General features: G+C 69.3%; 16 protein-coding genes and 4 pseudogenes. 17 read left to right on the forward strand and 3 right to left on the reverse strand.

What is annotated here, in order from left to right; translation table 11 throughout:
* Window positions 1-155 (reverse strand): transposase (locus ABZV31_RS37235; protein ID WP_355901282.1); only part of this gene is annotated, 155 nt, incomplete at its 3' end.
* Between the two features lie 434 nt (window positions 156-589).
* Between ABZV31_RS37235 and ABZV31_RS37240 the strand changes: the two genes are divergently transcribed.
* From ABZV31_RS37240 to ABZV31_RS37290, 11 genes and pseudogenes are all read left to right on the forward strand, one after another.
* Complete coding sequence (locus ABZV31_RS37240) at window positions 590-1,888, forward strand: extracellular solute-binding protein (protein WP_355901267.1); 1,299 nt, start codon at window positions 590-592, stop codon at window positions 1,886-1,888.
* Window positions 1,889-2,824 carry a sugar ABC transporter permease gene (locus tag ABZV31_RS37245; protein ID WP_355901268.1) on the forward strand — a complete coding sequence of 312 codons (936 nt, stop codon included), beginning with the start codon at window positions 1,889-1,891 and terminating at the stop codon, window positions 2,822-2,824.
* Window positions 2,825-2,898: 74 nt separating this feature from the next.
* Window positions 2,899-3,771, forward strand: coding sequence for a carbohydrate ABC transporter permease (locus tag ABZV31_RS37250; RefSeq protein ID WP_355901269.1), 873 nt, complete (start codon window positions 2,899-2,901; stop codon window positions 3,769-3,771).
* 14 nt (window positions 3,772-3,785) lie between these two features.
* The gene (locus ABZV31_RS37255) at window positions 3,786-4,814 is read left to right on the forward strand and encodes an NAD(P)-dependent alcohol dehydrogenase (protein WP_355901270.1); all 1,029 of its coding nucleotides are present in this window, start codon (window positions 3,786-3,788) and stop codon (window positions 4,812-4,814) included.
* 4 nt (window positions 4,815-4,818) lie between these two features.
* A complete protein-coding gene (locus tag ABZV31_RS37260; protein ID WP_355901271.1) occupies window positions 4,819-5,679 on the forward strand; it encodes a DeoR/GlpR family DNA-binding transcription regulator in 861 nt (286 codons plus the stop codon).
* A complete protein-coding gene (gene ugpC / locus ABZV31_RS37265; RefSeq protein WP_355901272.1) occupies window positions 5,679-6,794 on the forward strand; it encodes a sn-glycerol-3-phosphate ABC transporter ATP-binding protein UgpC in 1,116 nt (371 codons plus the stop codon). Before ABZV31_RS37260 ends, ugpC begins: the two co-directional genes overlap by 1 nt.
* Window positions 6,795-6,850: 56 nt before the next feature.
* Window positions 6,851-7,732: a carbohydrate kinase gene (locus tag ABZV31_RS37270; RefSeq protein ID WP_355901273.1), complete on the forward strand. Its 882-nt coding sequence runs from the start codon at window positions 6,851-6,853 to the stop codon at window positions 7,730-7,732.
* Window positions 7,672-8,106: pseudogene (locus tag ABZV31_RS37275) on the forward strand (carbohydrate ABC transporter permease); the annotation flags it as partial. The gene ABZV31_RS37270 and the pseudogene ABZV31_RS37275, both read left to right, overlap by 61 nt.
* Window positions 8,103-9,110, forward strand: a complete 1,008-nt coding sequence (locus ABZV31_RS37280; RefSeq protein WP_355901274.1) for a zinc-dependent alcohol dehydrogenase family protein — start codon at window positions 8,103-8,105, stop codon at window positions 9,108-9,110. The pseudogene ABZV31_RS37275 and the gene ABZV31_RS37280, both read left to right, overlap by 4 nt.
* Window positions 9,111-9,376: 266 nt before the next feature.
* Window positions 9,377-9,619, forward strand: coding sequence for a hypothetical protein (locus tag ABZV31_RS37285; protein WP_355901275.1), 243 nt, complete (start codon window positions 9,377-9,379; stop codon window positions 9,617-9,619).
* The gene (locus tag ABZV31_RS37290; protein ID WP_355901276.1) at window positions 9,589-10,146 is read left to right on the forward strand and encodes a hypothetical protein; all 558 of its coding nucleotides are present in this window, start codon (window positions 9,589-9,591) and stop codon (window positions 10,144-10,146) included. Before ABZV31_RS37285 ends, ABZV31_RS37290 begins: the two co-directional genes overlap by 31 nt.
* Window positions 10,147-11,361: 1,215 nt before the next feature.
* On the opposite strand, the gene ABZV31_RS37295 is transcribed toward ABZV31_RS37290, so the two are convergent.
* Both ABZV31_RS37295 and ABZV31_RS37300 read right to left on the reverse strand, forming a co-directional pair.
* Entirely contained in the window at window positions 11,362-11,601 is a 240-nt protein-coding gene (locus tag ABZV31_RS37295; RefSeq protein WP_355901277.1) for a hypothetical protein, read from the reverse strand.
* Between the two features lie 27 nt (window positions 11,602-11,628).
* A pseudogene (locus tag ABZV31_RS37300) lies at window positions 11,629-11,799 on the reverse strand (polysaccharide deacetylase family protein); the annotation flags it as partial.
* A gap of 885 nt (window positions 11,800-12,684) precedes the next feature.
* Between ABZV31_RS37300 and ABZV31_RS37305 the strand changes: the two are divergent.
* The 6 genes and pseudogenes from ABZV31_RS37305 (at window position 12,685) to ABZV31_RS37330 (ending at window position 18,817) form a co-directional block, all read left to right on the forward strand.
* Window positions 12,685-13,920, forward strand: coding sequence for a helix-turn-helix domain-containing protein (locus ABZV31_RS37305; RefSeq protein ID WP_355901278.1), 1,236 nt, complete (start codon window positions 12,685-12,687; stop codon window positions 13,918-13,920).
* 404 nt (window positions 13,921-14,324) lie between these two features.
* Window positions 14,325-14,596 (forward strand): annotated as a pseudogene (locus ABZV31_RS37310) (alcohol dehydrogenase catalytic domain-containing protein); the annotation flags it as partial.
* A 140-nt stretch (window positions 14,597-14,736) separates the two neighbouring features.
* A complete protein-coding gene (locus ABZV31_RS37315; protein ID WP_355901279.1) occupies window positions 14,737-15,771 on the forward strand; it encodes an alcohol dehydrogenase catalytic domain-containing protein in 1,035 nt (344 codons plus the stop codon).
* Between the two features lie 168 nt (window positions 15,772-15,939).
* Window positions 15,940-16,239, forward strand: a pseudogene (locus ABZV31_RS37320) (NADP-dependent oxidoreductase); the annotation flags it as partial.
* Window positions 16,240-16,981: 742 nt separating this feature from the next.
* On the forward strand, window positions 16,982-18,460 hold the full coding sequence (locus ABZV31_RS37325) for a glutamate-cysteine ligase family protein (protein WP_355901280.1): 1,479 nt from the start codon (window positions 16,982-16,984) through the stop codon (window positions 18,458-18,460).
* Between the two features lie 66 nt (window positions 18,461-18,526).
* The gene (locus ABZV31_RS37330) at window positions 18,527-18,817 is read left to right on the forward strand and encodes a hypothetical protein (RefSeq protein ID WP_355901281.1); all 291 of its coding nucleotides are present in this window, start codon (window positions 18,527-18,529) and stop codon (window positions 18,815-18,817) included.
* The last annotated feature ends 56 nt before the right edge of the window (window positions 18,818-18,873 follow it).

An 18,873-nucleotide genomic window follows, 5' to 3' on the forward strand; every position in this document is an offset into this window, starting at 1 on the left:
TCGGGCATCTCCCGCCACTGGCTGCCGGTGCGGAACCTCCAGATCACCCCCTCGAACTGCTCACGCAGCCGCTCGGGGTACGGGCCGAACCTGCCCATCGGCAGGAACGGCTCGATGAACTCCCATTCCTCGTCGGTGAGTTGCGCACGCGTCACACCAACGTCCTACCGGACCAGCACCCCGCCCGGGACCCAAAACCCGGATTTGATCACGACTGAAGACAGGCCCTAGGTCGCCCTCACGCGGCCTGTCCGGGGGATTGTCGGGACATCCCCGCCGGTGGTCGTGGGATGGAAGCCCGGGCTTCCTCGATCGGCAGAACCCGAGACCTCACATATGCGTATATCGCATATCCATATTGCGAAATGAAGAATATGAGATAAAAATGTCGATATTGCCCTTTCCTGCAGTGCCAGGAGGTGCTGTGGACCGTTATCCACACCAGCCCAGCAGGCGGGACGTCCTTCGTGGTGCCTTGGTCGCCGGGGCGTCGCTGACTCTGGCCGGGGGCTTGAGTTCCTGCGGGGCCGGCAGTGACGCGCCGCGCACCGCGGGCGGCGATCAGTGGCGCCAGTTCCAGGGCGCCACCTTGAACTTCATCTCGGAGAACACCGCTCCCACCGCGGCCATCGCCGCGAACATCCGCCCGTTCACCGACCTGACGGGGATCAACGTCAACATCGTGACGCTTGAGCTGACCGCGCTGGTCCAACGGGTGGCCCTGGACCTGGCCTCCGGCCGGGCACAGTACCAGGTGGTGTATGCCGATCCCTACCAGGTGCTTGCGCCGTATCAGCCGGGGCTGGTGGACCTACGGGCGTTGCAGGCCGATCCGAACCTGCCGGACCTGCCCGGCGGTGTCGGGGACTTCATCCCGACCCAGCTGGAGGCTGCCGGCCGGTTCGTCGATCCTGCGGCGATCTACACCTTGCCGTACGACGCGCCGACGATGATCTGGCAGTACCGGCGCGACCTGTTCGACAAGTACCACGGCCGTATGGCCAACGATCTCGGTTTCGACCCCACCCCGGGCGGCGACCGCACGTGGGAGGAGTACTTCCAGATCGCCCAGTGGTTCAACAAGAACGCGAAGTCGGACGTCGCGTACGGCACCGGGCACCAGGCCCGTCAGCACGACTCCTTGATGAACGACTTCAGCAACGTGCTGTGGTCCTACGGCGGGGAATACTTCGACAACGGCAAGGAAGTGGGGCGCCTGGGGACGCGGGACCCCGGCCCGTGCCGGCTCGACTCCGACGCCGCGATCGCGGGCGCGGGGTTCTACAACCGGTTGCTCGGCATCGCCGACCCGGCCTCGAAGACGTGGGACTGGGACGGCGTGGGCGCCGCGTTCCGCGGGGGCCGGCTGGCGATGTGCCCGAACTGGCACGAGTACGCGGCCAGCAACGAGCAGGTGATGCCCGGCAAGGCTGGTTACGCGCCGCTGCCCAAGGGCCCGGCCGGCACGGCCAACATGTACGGGGGCACGGGACTGGCGATCAGCGGGAACACGCTGCCCCACGAGCGTGGCGCGGCCTGGCTGTTCCTGGTGTGGGCCACCGCGCCCGAGACGCAGCTGGCCAACCTCAGGAGCAAGGCCGGCGGGGGCACCCCCACCCGTACCTCCGTGTACGCACTGCCGCAGGTGCGCGCGGCCGAGAAGCGGCCCTCGTCGATGCCCAACATGCTCACGGCCGACGCGGTGCGGCAGGCCTGGCAGGCCGATCGGATCGGTCTGCGGCCCAAGATCCCGATGTGGAACGAGTGCAACACCTCGGTCTTCACCCAATTGTCCCGGATGCTGACCGGGGCCACGTCACCGGAGGCAGCGATGCGGTCGATCAAGTCACGGGTGGACCGAACAGTGGCGCGAGGGTGGGAGGCCTAGATGGCACACGTCGCAGACTCCTCATCGGCGGTCCGCCCGTCCGAACGGCCGCAGGCCGCCCCTCCCGAGAAGTCGCACGTCGGCTTCGAAGGCAGGATGATGACGCCCGGCCTGATCCTGCTGGCCGCGTTGTCGATCCTGCCCTTCCTCGCCCTGATCGCGATGAGCTTCTCCCGGGTCCGGCTGCTGGGCGGGGTGCGGCTCTCGCCTGAGGGCCTGACCAACTGGGTGCGCTTCTTCACCGACGCCGACCTGTGGATGTCATGGCTGCGCACGATCATCTACTTCGTGCTCACCGTCGGACTGGAAATGGCCCTGGGCGTGGGCATCGCGCTGTGCCTGTACCGGGTGCTGCGCGGCCGCAACATCCTGCTGAGCCTGCTGCTCCTGCCGATGTTCGCCGCACCCGCGATCGTGGGTCTGCTGGGCCGTTACCTCACCGACTCCACCTTCGGGCTCTACTCGTGGGTGCTGCGCTCCCTCGGGTTCAGCGGCGACATCCTCGGCGATCCCAACAGCGCTTTCGCGGCCGTCGTGCTGATGGACGTGTGGGAGTGGACCCCGCTGATCGCCCTGATCGCCCTCGCCGGCTTGTCCAGCGTGCCGCAGTCGGTGCGGGAGGCCGCCGCCGTCGACGGCGCCTCCGGGTGGATGGCGCTGAGGTACATCATCTTCCCCGCGATCTCCAACGTGCTGCTCGTCGCCCTGCTCATCCGCTCGATGGACGCCATCCGCTACTTCGACATCATCTGGGTCACCACCAACGGCGGGCCCGCCGATGCGACCAAGATCGTGCCTGTCCGGCTGTACGAGACCGCGTTCCGCTTCTTTGATCTCGGCTACGCGGCGGCCATCGGCCTGGCGATGCTGGCCTTCTCGATCTTCATCGCCCGCACCTTCGTCCGGCTGTTGGACACCAGGGGGTTGACCCGATGAGCACGCCGGAGACGCCGCAGCCGCCCACACGCCAGCAGACTGGCACCGGTCAGACCCTGCAGAACGATAGGCAGATGGTCGTCACCGCTCCGCGAAGGGTGCCGCAGTCCCCGATCGAGGAGAGCAGTTGGCGCTCGCGGTGGGGGGTGGTCCTCCTGATCGCCGTGGCCATGCTCTGGACGCTGGTACCGCTGCTGTGGATGCTGCTGTCGTCGTTCAAGAACCGCACGGACGTGACCGCGGCCGCGCCGCAGGTCCTGTTTACCCCGACCCTGGACAACTACCGCAACCTGTTCACCGGCTCGAACAACCTCGGGCCCTACATCTTGCACAGCGTGCTCGCTGCCGGGATCTCCGCGCTGCTCGCCGTGACGCTCGGCGCGCTCGCCGGCTATGGCCTGGCGCGGACCCGGATGCGCGGGAAGAGACACTTGGCTTTTTGGATCATCTCGACCCGCATGGCGCCCATCGCGGCGGTCGTGGTCCCGCTGTTCCTCATCTTCCGCGGAATCGGCCTGATCGACACGATTCCCGGCCTGGTGCTGGCCTATCTGACGTTCAACCTGCCGTTCGCCATCTGGCTGATGAGCGCGTTCTTCGCCGAAGTGCCGCTGTCTCTGGAGGAGTCCGCGCTGGTCGCCGGCTGCACCCGCTGGCAGGCCTTCCGCACGGTCATCCTCCCGCTGACCAAGTCGGGGCTGGTCACCACCTTCGTGCTGTGCCTGGTTTTCGCCTGGAACGACTACGCGTTCGCCGTGGTCTTCTCCGGGCCGAACTCCCAGACGCTGCCCATCGCCGCCTCCCAGCTGGTCACCCAGACGGGCATCGACTGGGGCCAGCTCACCGCCATTGGCACGATCGTCGTCGTGCCGATGATGTTGGCCGGGCTCGCCGTGCGCCGCTGGCTGGTCACTGGGCTCACCCTCGGCGCCGTCACCGGAGAGTAGGAGCAGCAGAGGCCATGACCGAGCGCACCATGCGCACAGCCGTACTGCACGGCGTGGGCAAGATCATGTTGGAGGAGCGGCCGCGGCCCGAGCCCGGCCCCCGGGACGTGCTCGTACAGGTCGCATCGGTGGGGACGTGCGGTTCCGACGTGCACTACTACGAACACGGGCGGATCGGCGACTTCGTGGTGAACTCCCCGCTGGTGCTCGGCCACGAGCCGTCCGGGACCGTGGTCGCCGCCGGACCCGAGGTCACCCGTCACCGCCCAGGGCAGCGCGTCTCGCTGGAGCCGGGGGTGCCCGACTTCACCTGCACGCAGTGCCGGGCCGGCCGGTACAACCTCTGTCCGCAGATGCGATTCTTCGGCACTCCTCCGATCGACGGTGCCTTCTGCGAGTACGTCGTCGTGCACGAGGAGTTCGCCTACCCCGTCCCGGACGCTCTGTCCGATGACGCCGCCGCCCTGATCGAGCCGCTGTCGGTGGGGGTGTGGGCCTGCCGGAAGGCGCGGGTCGGACCGGGCACCCGCGTGCTCGTCACCGGCGCGGGCCCGGTCGGCCTGCTGTGCCTGCAGGCCGCACGGGCCTTCGGCGCCACCGACGTGATGATCACCGACATCAACCCCGGCCGGCTGGGCCTCGCCCGTGACCTGGGTGCGAGCGCGACCCTCGACGTGCGCCAGAACCGCCTGGCCGACGCCGCGTTCGACCCCGACGTGCTGCTCGAATGCTCGGGTCACCCCGCCGCCATCGGCGAGGCCATCCGCGCGGTGGGACGGGCCGGGCGGGTCGTCCTCATCGGCATGGGCGGGGACGAGATCCCGCTGCCGCTGTCCCACGTGCAAACACGCGAGCTGGAGGTGACGGGCACGTTCCGCTACGCCAACACCTGGCCAGCGGCCATCGCGCTGGCCGCCTCCGGACGCGTCCAACTGGACGCTCTGGTGACGGGCCACTACGGCCTGGCCGAGGTCGAGCAGGCCCTCACGGCCGGCAGCCGTGACCCGGGGCTCGTCAAGGCAGTGGTACGACCGCAGGAGTAATGGAGTGGCCAGGGCCCGAGCCACGATCGCCGCCCTCGAGGGGCGGCGGCAAGCGGTACTCGCCTGCGTCGCGGAGACCGGGGAGATGGGCATCGACCAGCTGGCGAAGGAGTTCAACGTCAGTCTGATGACCATGCACCGGGACCTCAACGTCCTGGCCGACCGCGCGCTGCTCAGTAAGTCCCGGGGCCGTGCGGCCGTCATTCCGGCCGTAACGATGGAGATCTCCGTGAAAGTGCGCAGACAGATGCAGGTGGCGGAGAAGGAAGCGATAGCCGAGGCCGCCCTGGGGGAACTGCCGCCCGGGGGAGCGGTCCTCATGGACGGCTCGACCACGTTGTTCCCACTGGCCCGGCGTCTGGACGAACGCGGCAGCTACACGGTGATAACGAACTCCCTGGCAGTGGCACACATCGTCGCCGCCACCGAGCGCAGCGCGGTGATCCTTCTCGGCGGCGACTACCAGGGCTCCTTCGACTCGACGACCGGGCCCGAGGTGTCACGCGCCCTGCAACGGATCCACGCGGACGTCGCCCTCATGTCGGCTGTGGCGGTCACCGGTGGCCGCCTCTACCACCCGAGCCAGAGCTGTGCTGCCGTGAAGGAAGCGATGCTGGACGCAGCCCGTAGGCACCTGCTGCTCGTGGACTCCTCCAAGTTCGGCCGCCACGCCCCCTTCAGCCACCGCGACGTCAGCGCCTACGACGCCGTGATCACCGACCGGGGCGTGCCCCAGTCCGAGAAGAAAGCCGTGCGCAGGCTGGGCACGCGCCTGCTCCTCGTCGACGCCGGACACCACCGGCCGGCGGCCCCGGCCCCACCCCCGAGCGAACCTTTTCCCACGACCTCTCCAAGGAGAGAGTGATGGCTCGAGTCCTTTACGACAGTGCTACCCGCATCTACCCCGGGTCCGATCGGCCCGCAGTGGACTCCCTCGACCTCGAAGTCACCGACGGCGAGTTCCTGGTCCTCGTCGGTCCGTCCGGCTGCGGGAAGTCCACCTCCCTGCGCATGCTCGCCGGACTCGAAAGGGTCGACGAAGGACGCATCACCATCGGCGACCGCGACGTGACCCACCTACCGCCGCGCGACCGGGACATCGCCATGGTGTTCCAGAACTACGCGCTTTACCCGCACATGTCGGTGGCCGACAACATGGGCTTCGCCCTGCGGGTGACCAAGGTCCCCAAGCCGGAGCGGGACCGCCGGATCCGCGAGGCCGCCCGCCTGCTGGACCTGGAGGAGTTCCTCGACCGCAAGCCCAAGGCCCTCTCCGGCGGACAGCGGCAACGTGTGGCCATGGGCCGGGCGATCGTGCGCGAGCCGAAGGTGTTCCTCATGGACGAGCCGCTGTCCAACCTGGACGCCAAACTGCGCGTGCAGACCCGCACCCAGGTCGCCGCCCTGCAGCGCCGGCTCGGGGTGACGATGGTCTACGTCACCCACGACCAGGTGGAAGCCATGACGATGGGCGACCGGGTCGCCGTCCTCAAGGACGGACTCCTGCAGCAGGTCGACACGCCCCTGCGCCTCTACCGGCACCCGGCCAACGTCTTCGTCGCCGGCTTCATCGGCTCCCCGGCGATGAACCTGGCCGAATACCGCGTCGAGAGGGAAGACGCGGTCGCCGGTGCGATACGGACACGGTTGACCCGCGAGACGCTCAAAGCACTCGAGGCCGAGGGCAGCGACTGTCTCATCCTGGGGTTCCGGCCCGAGGCCGTCGAGATCGTCAGCCACAACGACCAAGGCCACGGGACCTTCCGGGTCAACGTCACCGTCGTCGAGGAACTCGGCTCGGACGCATTCCTCTACGGCCAGTACGCCGACACCACCGACCCGGGACTCCTGGAAGAGACCGTGATCGCCCGGGTCGACCCCAACGCACCGCCGGCCAAGGGCGACCAGATCCGACTACGGATCGTACCGGGCAAGGAACAGCTCTTCTCCGCGGTCACCGGCCGGCGGCTGGCCGCCTGACGACCGGAGGCCCTGCCGATCGGCACGGGCGAACCGCCGGTGCAAGGGAGGCACACATGATCGTGGCTTACGGAGAGGCCCTGGTCGACCTGGTTCACCAACAGCATCAGGGCACCTACGCCGCCCGGCCGGGAGGCAGCCCCGCCAACGTCGCCATCGGTCTCGGCCGGCTAGGCCTCGACGTCGCGCTGCTCGCCCGGATCGCGGACGACCCATTCGGCCGGCTCCTGCGGGCACACCTCACCGACTCGCACGTCGACCTGAGCATCGCCGTCTCCTGCAGCGAACCGACCACCCTGGCCGTCGTCACCCTCGACCCGGAAGGCGGCGCCGAATACACCTTTTACGTCGAAGGCTGCGCCGACGGTGCCTGGAGCCCCGACCAGCTGCCACCGGCACTGCCCCGCGGTACCGTCTGCCTGCAGGTGAGCGGATCCCTCGCTTTCGCCGTCCCCGCCATGGGCGACACCCTCGAATTGCTGCTCGAGCGGGAGCGCCCGGGCTGCCCCGTGCACACCCTCACCCTCGACCCGAACCTGCGACTCCGGCTGGCCCGCGACCCCCTCCGCCTGCGCGCACGGCTGGACCGCTGGATCACACTGGTGGACCTGGTCAAGGTCAGCTCCGACGACCTGGCCTGGTTCTCCCCCGGAGAACCGGTCCAGGCCGTCGCGGCCCGCTGGCACGGTCACGGCCCCGCCCTGGTCGTCGTGACCCGCGGAGCGGACGGCGTCCATGCCCTCGGCCCGGACGGACCGGTCGACCTGCCCGTGGAACCGCTGGAGGTCGCCGACACCGTTGGCGCCGGGGACGCGTTCATGTCCGGCCTGCTCTCGCCCGTGCCGGAAGACTCTCCCGGGACCGGCTCGTCACCATCGCGAAGGACGTCGGGATGCTGGACAACGTATGGACGCTCGTCATTCTCCACACCGCCATGAACCTCCCGATCACGGTGTGGACATGCGCTCGCTCCTCGCCGAGGTCCCCAAGGAGATCCTGGAGGCTGAGGTCGACGGCGCCCACCTGCCCACCGTGCTGTGGCGTCGTTGCGCCCGTCGCCATGCCCGGACTCGCCGCCACCTCGCTGATCTGCTTCCTCTTCAGCTGGAACGATGTCATGTTCACCGTTGATCTGACCGCGACCAGGGCGTCGACGGCGCCGGTGTTCCTCGTTGGCTTCATCACCCATGAAGGCTTGTTCCCGGCCCGCCTGTGCGCGTCGGACACGCTGGTATCCCTGCCGGTCCTCATCGCCGGCTTCGCCCCCCAGGACAAGCTGGTCCGCGGCCTATCCCTAGGAGCAGTGAAGTGAGAGCAGCCGTCATCACCCGGCCCGACGACATCACCGTCACCACCATCGACGACCCGGCCCCCGGCCCGCGGGAGGTCATCGTCGAGGTGTCGGCCTGCGGACTGTGCGGCACCGATCTGCACATTCTCGAAGGCCAGTTCGCGCCAAAGCTACCCATCGTCCCCGGCCACGAGTTCGCCGGGGAGGTCGTCGCGGTCGGCTCCGGCGTCACCGAACTCCGCGTCGGGGACCGGGTCGCGGTCGACCCGTCGCTGTACTGCTTCGAGTGCCACTACTGCCGCATCGGCCGCAACAACCTGTGCGAACGGTGGGCCGCCATCGGCGTCACCCGCCCCGGTGCAGCCGCCGACTTCGTCGCCGCCCCCGTCGCCAACTGCACGATCCTGCCCGACGCCGTACGGACCGAGGACGCCGCCCTGATCGAACCGCTGTCCTGCGCCGTGCGCGGCTACGACATCCTGCGCGCTCGCCTCGCCTCCCGCGTGCTCATCTACGGCGCCGGGACGATGGGCCTGATGATGCTCCAGCTCGCCAAGGCCACCGGCGCAGCGAGCGTCGACGTCGTCGATATCAACGCCGAACGCCTGTCCACCGCCCGGCAACTGGGCTGCTCCTCCAGTGCCGGGTCCGCCGACGAACTCAACCCGCCACGCCACGGCTGGGACCTGGTCATCGACGCCACCGGCAACGCCAACGCCATCCAGGACGCCCTCGGCCGCGTCGGCAAGGGAGGCACGTACCTGCAGTTCGGCGTCGCCGACTACGCCGCCCGCGCCACCATCAAGCCGTACCAGATCTACAACCAGGAGATCACCATCACCGGCTCCATGGCCGTCCTGCACAGCTTCGAACGCGCCGCGGAACTCTTCGCCACCGGCGTCATCGACCCGGACGTCTTCATCAGCGACCGCCTCCCCCTGTCCGCGTTCCCGGACGCGATGGCCCGCTTCCGGGCGGGCATCGGCCGCAAGATCCAGATCCAGCCCAGCCTCCCGGACGCCTAGTTGTATTGCCCTGAGAGGTTGGGGACGCGGCTTGCGGGTGGCTGGCCCTTCAGCGCGGTGTGTCCGCGGTGGTTACTTCGTGCAGATTCCGTTGTGGAAGTCGCGATTCGGGCTCTCCGAAGGCGAGTTGGGCCTCTTGCTGATGGTGCCCATCCTCACGGGCCTGCTGGCCATGCAGGCGACGGGCGGTCTGGTCGCGCGGTTCGGCAGCGCGCCCGTCGCTCGCTCTGCCGCTCTCGCTCGTCGCCTTCGTCCCGGCGACCTCGGTGCACTCCCTCGTCTGGTTCGGCCTGGCGCTGGCCGTGTTCGGCGCAGCCGACGGCCTCATCGACGTCTCCATGAACGCCCACGCCATCGCAGTGGAGAAGGAGACCGGACGGCACATCATGAACGCTTGCCACGCGGCGTGGAGCATCGGCTCCGCTGTGGGCTCCCTGCTCGGCGGCGCCGCAATCAGCTCACCGCACACTACGCGGCCGTGGGCGTGGCCATGGTGGCGCTCACCCTGACAGCGGGGCGGCACCTGCTGCCTGCCCAGGCCGACCGCACCGGACGGCGCGCCACGGACAGGAGGGAGGCCGACGCGCCGTCGGGGGCCCGCTCCGGCGTGTGGGCCGGGTGGTCCACACGTCTGCTGCTGCTCGGCCTGACGGGCACGGTCGTCCTCGTGTGCAGTGGCGTCGTCGGCAACTGGGGCGGTATCTACCTCCACGACGTGCTCGGCGCCTCTCTCGCCACCGCCTCCCTCGGTTACATCGCCTACAGCGCCTGCGATGCGGACGGCAGGCTGGTGGGCGACAGGCTGCACGAGCGGTACGGCGCGCGGGCCCTGGTCCGCCGGGGCGGCGTCGTCGCCGTCGTCGGCCTCGCGGTCGTCGTGCTCGCCCTGGGGCCGGTGGCCGCCGTCGCGGGATTTACGCTGTTCGGCCTCGGACTCTCCGTACTCATGCCGGTCATCTTCAGCTCGGTCGGGCACGGGGCGAGGGCCTGGGCGCGGCGAGCGCGGCGGACGCCCTCGCCAAGGTCAACACCCTGACGTACAGCGGCCTGTTGATCGGCCCGGTCCTCGTCGGCTGGTGTGCGGGCGGCCTCGGGCTCCGGACGACTCTCTGCGGGCTGCTCGTCCTGCTGGCCGCAACCCTCACGGCGGGACTCGGGAAGGTGTGAGCCCCAGGGTTCGGGGGGTGGGGTTTGGCAAAGGCTGAGCCCCGCCACCCGCAGCGCGTCTTGGAAGGACCTCGGCACCGCCCCTCACCGCGAGTCCCGGAAAAGACCTGCGCCCCACCCGCTCGGGACGCTGATGGCGAATCCGGGTCTGCGTGACGACGGCCTGTACGAACCGTCGGGTTATGCGGGCCGTCACCGTGTTCGGGTGGGGTTCGGTGTCGTTGCCTGGGGCGGGGTCGGAGGAGAATCCGGAGGAGACCACGCGGGTGGCGCGTGCGATGTTCCCGAAGGGCTGTCCGGCCGTGCGAGTGGGTTACGCTCTCGGGCCGGTTCTCGCGGATGCCACTTCGCGGAATTGTCGCCGGTGAGGAGGCGGCGGGTGGTGTCGCCGGCCCGGCCGGCCGACAGTCATGCCGAGCGGATGGTCCTCGACGCGGTGCTGTGGGCGGCCGGTGAGACGGGCCGGTCAAGGCGGCCGGGGCGACACGGCGCCGGAGTGGTACGACCGCTGCTCCGCCCGGCCGGAGGACAGCCGTCTCCCGTCCCGGTGGGCTGCCCGCGTCGCGCACGGCGACCCGTGTGGAGCCGACGCCATGGCGCTGCTGGAAGCCGGCCGGGCCGACCTCGGCGCCGCCCGGCTCGCGGCATCTGCCCGCGGTGGAATTCCTGCGCCGGACATGGGCGCAGCAGTTCCACCACGCCCCCGGCAATCACGGCATCGGCCCTCTCGGCCGGATGGAGAGCGACCAACCGCAAGCAGGCGGCAGAAGACTTCTTCGGCGGCACGTGCCAGGTTGATGGCGGCGCCGGTCACATGATGGTGCAGCCGGGTCTTGGCGAGTCCGCGGCAGCGGGATATGCGCAAGCCGAAGGCGGTGGTCGGTTTGGGGAGACGGTCCCCTCGATCCCGGCGCGGTGGCCGTGGCGTCGGCGCCACTGGTCGGTGTCCTGCACCCACGTCACCCGTCGCAGCGGTCCGCCCCGCTGGACGAGACACAGCGGGGCGGAACCGGCGGCGTCCGCTCGGGGTGGGCTCAGAGGGCTGCGCACCCAGCCCCGAGGCACCTTGCGAGCGGTGCCCCGCTCACACGGCGGAGGTCGCGGTCGGTGCCGACTCCTCGGCGCGAGGCACCATCGCGTCCACCAGGGTGAAACGGTAGCCGCGCTCGAGCAGGCCCTTGATCACGGCAGGCAGTGCGGCCACCGTCTGTGAGCGGTCTCCGCCGCCGTCGTGCAGCAGGACGATGGAGCCCGGCGCCACCTGGTCGAGCACGATTCGGGCGACGGCGTCCGCACCGGGCATCGACCTGTCGTCGGGCACCACGTCCCACAGCGTGGTCGTCAGCCCTGACTCGGCGAGCCGTCCGAGGACTTCCTGGGTGCGCGACCCGTACGGCGGTCGGAACAGCGTCGGCGCGGGCCCGCCGACTGCCTCGGCGATGGCCTCCTGGGTGCGTTCGATCTGCTCAGTGAGCTGAGGCCGTGTCAGCTTGGGCAGGAACGGATGCGACGAGGTGTGGTTGCCGAGCCCGTGTCAGCGGGGGCTGCGTCTGAGCGCAGAGCAGGCCCGCCGTGAACGGACGGAAGATCCCGAGCCGCTGCTGGGCCGCGCACGGGGCGCGCGGTGCCGCTGTCTACTGCCAGGTCCCGGCGGGCGGCCTGTGGGCAGCGCGATTTTCCGGGCTTGTCGGCGACGGAGCGGCCGACGTCTCGTGGGCTGAGCGCGGGAGAGTGGGTGAGACCGTTCAAGGGGGCGCGGAACCGGCCCGGCCAGGTGATCCGGTCCGGCGGCGCCGGGGGAAGGGGGCGTGGCGAACTCGTCACGCCGTGTGGGTCCGGCGTGCGGTCCGCCCCTGGACCCTTTCTCGAAGCGAGTCCTGCCCGGTGGGGTTACGGCCAGTCGATCCCCTCGTTGCCAGCGCTGGCAGAGCTGAAAGAGCTCTCCTGCTTCGGCCAGTCAATCCCTGTGCTGTGGAGGCTGGCAGGGATTAAGGCGCTTTCGCGCTTCGGCCAGTCAATGTCCGCTTGCACGGCGGTCGAGAGGGCACCCAGGGTGAGGACGGAGAGAGCGCGGCGGACGCGGTGCGGAGGTGCTTGCGCATGTCTGCTTCTGCAGGGAAGGAAGGCGCAGGTGAAGGGAGGGCTTCAAGGGCCGGCGGCCCGAAGCGATGCCCAATGTATCGGGTCCGAACAAAACTTGGCAATCTATTGCCTCAGTTAGGCAAATTAGTGCCGGAACTTCACTGGCGCCCCATAGAGGGGATGGCAAACAGGGAAGGCAACCTACTTGCCGGGGTGGTTCACGTGTCGCTAAAATATGTAAATGTAGGAGTTGTGGCTGCTCACCGACAGTCGCGGAGGAGGTCGAGCCGCGCCTTGTCACCACACATTTGATAGTGAGATTCATATGCTGGAACAGCCGACCTTCGGACGACGCCTCAAAGAGCTCCGGCTGGAGCGCGGTCTCTCGCAGGCCGCACTTGCGGGCAGTGAAATCTCCACCGGATACCTGTCACGTCTGGAATCGGGCGCACGGCAGCCCACAGAGCGCGTGGTCACCTACCTTGCCCAGGTTCTGGGGGTCGACCGATCCGCCTTCGACAGGCCGCCGAGCGGCGGCTCCCTGGCCCAGGCCCTGTCCATCGCGAGCTCTGCGGACGACGACGAGGGGATCGAGAACCTCATCGTCGTGCTCGGCCAGGTCCGCGAGGAAACACCGTTTCTGCGCTGGCAGGCCCTGTGGCTGATCTCCCAGTACTGGCAGCGCCGCGGCGAGCGGGCAAAGGAACAGGCATGCCTGGAAGAACTGGGCCGGGTCGCCGACGAACTCGCCCTTCCCGAACTGCAGTGCAGGGCCGGCTTCCAGCTCGCCCGTTCCCTGAGGGCGACGGGTGAGGTGACCCGGGCACTCGGCATCGCGGTCAACGCCTACCAACTGGCCAAGAGCGCAGGACTTTCCGTCACCGACACCGGAAGCGCGCTGCTCACCCTCGTTTCCGTGGAGGCCGAGGCGGGCCGGCTGCCCGATGCCAGGGCACACGTCGACGAACTGGTTGAACTGGTGGAGGGCCGGTCCGACCCGCTGGCCGCCCAGGCGCTGTGGTCGGCCGCCACCGTACGGTCCCGGCAGGGCGACCATGAGGTAGCGCGAAGCTATCTCGAGCGGGCCATGAAGGAGCTGGACAGCGGTGCCGATCTGACCTTGTGGGCGCGGCTGCGTCTGGCCGCGGCCTCCCTGAACCTGCAGAGCACCCCGCCGCACATCGACCGGGCCCGTGAATGCCTGCAGGAGGCGGCCAGCGCCCTCGCGCTGGTCGGCACGCCGGTGATGCGCCAGGAGCTGCTCACCCTGCAGGCGCAGCTCGCGTTCGAGGAGGGCCGGTACGCAGACGCGCGGGCGCTGCACGACCAACTCCACCAGGACGTGCTGCTCCTCACCTATCGGGACCAGGTCAGGCTGCACATCCTCGACAGCCGCCTCATGCTCACGGAGGGCCGCGAGGAAGAGGGCATCCGTCGCCTCAAAGAACTGGGCGAGCAGGCCGGGCAGCAGTCCAACATCGACCTGGCCGCGGAGATCTGGCGCATACTGGCCGAATCCCTGGAGGACGTCAGCCAGTCCCGGCACGGCGCCAAGTCCTGACAGACCCGACTGCCGAGAGCACGGGTACGGCGCCGGCGAGAGCCTGACCGCCCAGGTGATCGGCCCCTGAGCCACACCGGCGTCAGCCGGCCGGGCCGTGGCAGGAACGAGGCGCAGGGCAGGTGTCACCGGAAACTCAACAGCAGCGAAGCCCCGAAGGTCCGGGACGCAGCAACGCCGCGCCCCGGGCCGGACGTTGCCCGGGCCTCTGGGCACCAGTGCTTCGCCTCCTGTCGCGGGGGCCGACACGTCATGACGGCCCGCCAGGTGGTCCGGCGGGCCGTCAGGGCCAAAGCGGGGGTCAGCGGGGCGGTGGGGCGTGGCCGTGTCCCTCCCGGTGCTCATCGCCGGATTCGCCGCCCAGGAAACAAACTCGTCCAGGGCCTGTCGCTGGACGCCGTGAAGTGACGGCAGCCGTCATCACGGAACCCGGCCGTATCAAGTCGGTAGACGTCGGCGACCCCACCCCATCCGAGCGCTGCACGAGGTTGTCGTGGCCGTCTTCGCCTGCGGACTGTGCGGAACCGGCCCGCACATCCCGCAGGGCGGGCTTGCCCCCGCGCTGCCAGCCATCCCCGGACACGAGTTCGCCGACGAAGTCGTCGCCGTCGGCTCCAGGGTCACCGGTCTCGCGGTCGTTACCCGGGTCGCCGTGAACACCTCGATGCTCTGCTTCACATGGGATCGATGTCGACGTGTTCAGTCCTACCCTGAGGTCATCGCCCGCTTCCGTGCCTGAGCCGGACGCAAGATCCACGTCGAGCCCCTTCCCCGTACCGCCGCCTGATCGCCCCAACCGAACGGAGCCCCTTCGCCATGTCTGAGCAGAACCGCCGCGTGCTCGTCCGGTCGATTGATGACATCACCATCGAAGAGGTGCCCGCACCGGTGCCCGGAGACGACGAACTGCTGGTCCGCAGCACCGTCGTCGGCGTGTGCGGATCGGACACCCACGCCGCACTCGGCCACCACCCCTTCATCGACCTGCCCTACCGGCCCGGACACGAAGTGGTCGGTGTGGTCGCCGCCACGGGCAAGGGAGCCGAGGACTTCGCCCCGGGCGAGAGGGTGATCGTCGAGCCCAACCTGTACTGCGGCGAGTGCGCCCAGTGCCGCTCGGGCCGCTACAACATCTGCCAGCAGCTGAAGGTGTTCGGCTGCCAGACCCCCGGCGGCATGGCAGACCTCTTCACCATCCCCGCCGACCGCGTCCACCGCGTACCCGAGGGGATGACCGACTTCCAGGCCGCCCTCGTCGAACCGCTCGCCACCCCCGTCCACGCCGTCGCCAAAGCAGGTGACCTCACCGGCCGCACCGTGGCCGTGCTGGGAGCCGGACCCATCGGGATGCTCGTCCTCACCGCCGCCCGGCACGCCGGCGCCACCCGGATCGTGGTCACCGACCTCCTCGACACCAAGCGGGACCGGGCCGTGCGGCTCGGCGCGAGCGCCGCCCTGCGGGCCGACGCGGCCGACCTCACCACACAGGCCCACGCCGTTCTGGAGGGCCCGGCCGACGTGGTGTTCGACTGCGTCGCCAGGGAGCAGTCCATGGCCCAGGCCATCGACCTCGTCGGCAAGGGAGGCCAGATCATCGTCGTAGGCGTGGGCGCCCCCGGCACCACCCCGATCCGGCTGGACCTCGTCCAGGACCGCGAAATCCGCATCGAGGGCACTCTGATGTACACAGCCGACGACTATCGCACCGCAATGTCTCTGATCACCTCAGGTGCCATCGACACCAACGACATCATCACCGCCACCTATCCGCTGGAGGAGGCGGGCAAGGCATTCGCCACCTCCCTTGACCCGCAACACGTCAAGGTCCTCGTCACCATGACGACCTCCTGACGGAAATGAACGCGAGAGTGTCTGCCCCTTCGATCGCCGTGGCGAGCGCCCGGACACCCGCTCACCACGCAGCTGTACCTGAACGGCCACCCCCGTCCGCCGCACCCTGCGCACTCAGGCGTTGAGGAACGGGGCTCGGGTGAGCGCCGCGAAGACGGACTTGGTCTCTTCCTGGTCTTCCCCGGCCTGCGCACCTTGCTCGGCGGGGAGACCGACGGTGTACCGCTGCCGCGTCTGCGCAGCGGGGATGTACTGTTCGCTCCCGCCGTCGGCGAAGTCGTCGCCGTGTCGGCCCATAGGCCGTTGCGCCCGGGTGACATGGTCACGCACCTGCTCGGTTGGCGGGAGTATGCCCTCGTGGCCGCCGACGATTGCACCCCCTTGGGCAGCGATCTCCCCGACCCCGTCGCGCACCTCTCGACCGGATCGGCCGCCTACGGCGCACTGCCCCGCCTCACCGGCATAAGGGTGACATCGTCTTCGTCACGGGGGCTGATGAACATCCGTGTCAGATCGTGCGCTAAGGCTTCGTCGGCCCTGGTGGGCGGCTGACGGACTCCCCCTGGTGCTCGCCGCCGGGCCAGCTGTTCTCCGGGGGGTGCGGGGCAGGCATCGCCAGCGCTCTTCGTGCGTCGCGGCGCGATGGGGCTTCGCCCCACCCTGGGGTACGCCGCCTGGCCGGGAGGCGGCTGGCTATCGGATGGCCCGGCGCTGTGGAGTACGGCGCGCTCAGTGCAGGGGGTGAGGACGTCCGTCAAGAAGACGTCCAACACGTCTGCCGGCGAGGGGCGCGCCCCGAATACCGCAGCCCTCCCTTACGAGCACTTCACCAGTGAGCGCGCCACACGAGCGAAGCTGTGGTGGGCGCGGTCACCGGCTCCCTGGCCGCGCCCCGCACCCCGCTGCTGCCCGGGCGGCGGTGCGTGCGCTGGTCGATGGAATCGTGAGTGGGCTGATCTGAGGACGAAGAAAGGCCTGATAAGCACCTGGACGACCGCCGTCCGAAGGCGCAGCCACCGAGCGACTGATCTGCGAGCGGATCTCGGCGGTGCGGATGCGGTCCCAGCAGTCGGGGCCCCGGCCCCCAGGGCACCCCGCACGAGCGGAGGCCCCGGCCGCTGCATCGATCCCCATCCCGCCTGGTCAGGGTCGCCCGGTGGTGCAACGCTGGGTTTGAGAGGTGTCCGAGAAGGGGGACCCGGGAGGGCCGATGGGACGGGACGTCCCGGCGCTAGTCTTCACCCGCGAGGACCGCCGCCGGTACCGGATCAAGATGCAGGAGTGCCTCGACGCGTTCGCGCAGATGCTGCGCGAGTCACGGTTCGAGTCCGAGCGCCCCCAGGTGGGGCTGGAGATCGAGCTGAACCTGGTCGACGACGCGGCAGAGCCGGCGATGCGCAACCGCGATGTGCTCGAGGCGATCGCGGACCCCGCCTGGTCCACCGAGCTGGGCCGGTTCAACCTCGAGATCAACATTCCGCCCCGCCGTCTGACGGCGGGCGGCCCCGACGCCTGGGAGTCCGAGATCCGCGCCGCGCTCAATCACGCGGAGCAACGCGCCAGGTCGGTCGGCGCACATCTGATCATGATCGGCATCCTTCCCACCCTGCGGGAGGAGGACGTCGGCGCGGCGGCACTGTCGGAGAACTCGCGCTACCAGCTGATCAACGAGCAGGTCTTCGCGGCTCGGGGCGAGGACCTGCGCATCGATGTGGACGGCGTCGACCGGCTTCGAAGCTACGCGGACACGATCACTCCGGAGGCCGCGTGCACCAGCACCCAGTTCCACCTCCAGGTGTCCCCGGAGGAGTTCGCCGACTACTGGAACGCGGCGCAGGCGATCGCCGGGGTCCAGATCGCGCTGGCGGCCAATTCGCCGTTCCTGTTCGGCAAGGAACTGTGGCACGAAACCCGTATCCCACTGTTCGAGCAGGCCACCGACACCCGCCCGCAGGAGATCAAGGTGCAGGGAGTGCGGCCCCGGGTGTGGTTCGGAGAGCGGTGGATCAACAGCGTCTTCGACCTCTTCGAGGAGAACCTGCGCTACTTCCCGGCGCTGCTGCCCCTGTGCGACGAGCAGGACCCCGGGGAGACGCTGGACCGCGGCGACATCCCCGAACTCGCCGAGCTCACCCTGCACAACGGCACCATCTACCGCTGGAACCGCCCGGTCTACGCCATCGCCCACGACAAACCGCACCTGAGGGTGGAGAACCGTGTGCTGCCCGCCGGCCCGACCGTCGCCGACACCCTCGCCAACGGCGCCTTCTACTACGGGCTCACCCGCGCCCTGGTGGAGGAGGACCGGCCGGTGTGGTCACGGATGTCATTCTCGGCCGCCGAGGACAACCTGCACACGGCGGCGCGGCACGGCATCGAGGCACGGCTGTACTGGCCCGGGATGGGCGAGGTGCCAGTGCCCGAACTCGTCCTGCGGCGTCTGCTGCCGCTGGCGCACCGGGGGCTGGAGCACTCCGGCATGGACGAAGCCTGGCGGGAGCCGCTGCTCGGCATCATCGAGCAGCGGTGCGTCACGGGCCGCAACGGAGCGATCTGGCAGAAGGAAATGTTCCACCACATCGACGCCTCCGCCCATTCCGGCCGCCACGAGGCCCTGCGGCGCATGACACAGCTGTACATCGACTACATGCACCTCAACGCCCCGGTCCACACATGGCCGATCGACTGACGGAGATCATCTGACGGAGTTCACACGGCATGCTCGTGTTCCGCCGCTGGTGCGCGAGCGCCCGCGATGACCGAGGCCGGCGAACGCCGCACCCAGATGCTCGCCAGCCAGGACGACGAGCACGAGGCGACCTGGCGCGAACGCGCTCTGAACGCCGAGCAAGGTCTCAAGGCCGCCCAGGCCGAGATCCTCGCCCAGCGCACCCGCATCGGTGAACTCCTCGTCCACATCCGTGACTTGCAGGCCGAATGGACCGAGGAAGCCATCCAGCGGATCACCACCGAGAACACCACCCTCAAGCAGCGCGTCCGCCAACTTAGACGTCGTCTCATTTGGGATCGTAATCTTGAGGCATGACGATCGTGGAGCGGCTGGTCCCGGACGGGTTGTGGGAGTTGTTCCAGCGGGTGGTG

The organism is Streptomyces sp. NPDC005202 (assembly GCF_040608235.1).
Classification (GTDB): domain Bacteria; phylum Actinomycetota; class Actinomycetes; order Streptomycetales; family Streptomycetaceae; genus Streptomyces.

Excerpts from the sequence above, each read along its gene's own strand:
- ABZV31_RS37330 (WP_355901281.1), top strand. The coding sequence starts at position 18,527 with ATGACCGAGGCCGGCGAACGCCGCACCCAGATGCTCGCCAGCCAGGAC.
- ABZV31_RS37250 (WP_355901269.1), top strand. The coding sequence starts at position 2,899 with ATGGTCGTCACCGCTCCGCGAAGGGTGCCGCAGTCCCCGATCGAGGAG.
- ABZV31_RS37305 (WP_355901278.1), top strand. The coding sequence starts at position 12,685 with ATGCTGGAACAGCCGACCTTCGGACGACGCCTCAAAGAGCTCCGGCTG.
- ABZV31_RS37270 (WP_355901273.1), top strand. The coding sequence starts at position 6,851 with ATGATCGTGGCTTACGGAGAGGCCCTGGTCGACCTGGTTCACCAACAG.
- ABZV31_RS37325 (WP_355901280.1), top strand. The coding sequence starts at position 16,982 with ATGGGACGGGACGTCCCGGCGCTAGTCTTCACCCGCGAGGACCGCCGC.
- ABZV31_RS37255 (WP_355901270.1), top strand. The coding sequence starts at position 3,786 with ATGACCGAGCGCACCATGCGCACAGCCGTACTGCACGGCGTGGGCAAG.
- ugpC (WP_355901272.1), top strand. The coding sequence starts at position 5,679 with ATGGCTCGAGTCCTTTACGACAGTGCTACCCGCATCTACCCCGGGTCC.
- ABZV31_RS37315 (WP_355901279.1), top strand. The coding sequence starts at position 14,737 with ATGTCTGAGCAGAACCGCCGCGTGCTCGTCCGGTCGATTGATGACATC.
- ABZV31_RS37245 (WP_355901268.1), top strand. The coding sequence starts at position 1,889 with ATGGCACACGTCGCAGACTCCTCATCGGCGGTCCGCCCGTCCGAACGG.